The sequence below is a fragment of the Syntrophorhabdaceae bacterium genome, from assembly GCA_028713955.1.
Classification (GTDB): domain Bacteria; phylum Desulfobacterota; class Syntrophorhabdia; order Syntrophorhabdales; family Syntrophorhabdaceae; genus UBA5609.
In genome coordinates this window covers 10,454-12,068 of sequence record JAQTNJ010000090.1, presented here as the reverse complement: position 1 = coordinate 12,068, position 1,615 = coordinate 10,454, and the positions used below count along the sequence as shown (strand labels likewise).

Annotated in this window: 3 protein-coding genes; all 3 read right to left on the bottom strand. The window is 49.8% G+C overall.

The window, feature by feature from the left end; genetic code table 11:
- Nucleotides 1–439: phosphomannomutase/phosphoglucomutase (locus PHU49_09110; GenBank protein ID MDD5244161.1), on the bottom strand; the 439-nt coding region annotated here is incomplete at its 3' end.
- A 14-nt stretch (nucleotides 440–453) separates the two neighbouring features.
- Nucleotides 454–741, bottom strand: coding sequence for a TIGR04076 family protein (locus PHU49_09105; protein MDD5244160.1), 288 nt, complete (start codon nucleotides 739–741; stop codon nucleotides 454–456).
- 47 nt (nucleotides 742–788) lie between these two features.
- Nucleotides 789–1,615: ROK family protein (locus PHU49_09100; GenBank protein MDD5244159.1), on the bottom strand; the 827-nt coding region annotated here is incomplete at its 5' end.

Below are 1,615 nucleotides of genomic sequence, written 5' to 3'. Positions count from 1 at the left end.
TTTTATACTCCCTGTATGATCCCTTCCCTTTTACAAACCTTTTTTCTTCGATGATCTTCCGGACATACTGGATCTGCTGCCCGTAGAGGGTCGCTTTACCGACTGCCACCTTGAAACCATTCTGGTCCGCAGCGTTGTGGCTGCCCGTGATCATAATGCCGCCTTCGACATCGAGGTTGAAGAGAGAATAGTAAAAAAGTCCGGTAGGGAGCACACCGAGATCAATCACATCGAGGCCGCCTTCGACCATCCCCTGAACGATGAGGTCCCTGTAATGCTCTGAGCTTAGGCGGCAGTCCCGGCACACTGAAGCCTTTTGCTTCCCCCCTTCGTTCATGACCGTCGCGAAACCCCTTCCTATATCTAAGGCCACATCATCGGTGAGGTCTTTCTCTACACTCCCCCGAATATCATATTCCCGGAATATGGCTGCATTCATCGATGACCCCCTTCTTATTTTTGCTCAGCTATCCGTCTCAGTTCAATAGTCACGACGTTCATCTTGTCCATACAGTCAATCTCGACGACATCAGGGTTGCCCCACTCAACGGGAAATCCTCCTCCGAACTGGAGCATAACCAAATACGGGAAAAGACTATGATATAAATAACCGCACATGCCTCCGGTATTGCGCCCGCTCAGGTCTATCACGTCGCCTACCTTATGTCCTGCGCTGCATGTGCCTTTCACGGCCTTTATTGTGCCTGTCACACGGTGTCCTGCCTCTTTTACCTCTGCCATGTATCTCACCTCCTGCAAACAGATTTACACATTTACGGTCTGTCTTATCATTCGATGAACGCTGCGCCGATTATCGCTGCATCTTCTCCGAGTTTCCCCTTCTCTATGAGGAGTCCTCTCAGCGATGCCTCCATCGCCCTCTTCTCCATAACCTTTCTTGCTTCATCCACGAGATATTTCGTGCCGTATACAACGCCGCCGCCAAACAAGACCACCTCTGGATTCAGCAGATTCACCAAGCTTGCAACGCCTGCCCCGAGATATTCAATAACCTCGCGCCATATTCTACCACACAAATCATCACCCAGCATATATGCTTCTTCGATATGTCCGGTATGGAGGCTGCTTAAATCGCCCCCGACGATATCCCGGATCCTGCCCTTGTAACCCTCACGTATGCCGTCCCTGACCCTATCAACAATGTAGGAACCTCCGCAGTAGGCCTCAAAGCAGCCGTAGTTGCCGCAATTGCACCGGTAACCGTAAGGGTTCAGTATGATATGGCCGACCTCACCACCGACATTTGAAAAACCATGCAAGAGCATACCGTTCGTGATAATACCGCCTCCGATGCCGGTTCCGATAAAGATCCCGATGATATCCTTCTTTGTTTCTTTTAAACCGAATCTCCATTCGCCGTATGTGGCCGCATTGACATCGTTCTCCAGGAAGGTCCTGATACCGAAATGCCTTTCTACATCCTGTTTCAAGGATACGTTTCGCCATCGAAGGTTCGGAGAAAAAAGTATCTTCTGCGTTCCTTTTTCAATCTGACCCGCGCAGGCTATCCCGATCTTCTCTATTGCTCTTTCTGAAATCCCGCCCTCTTTCACAACTGCTTTGATGAGAGCGATAATATCTTTCTTTATTCCCC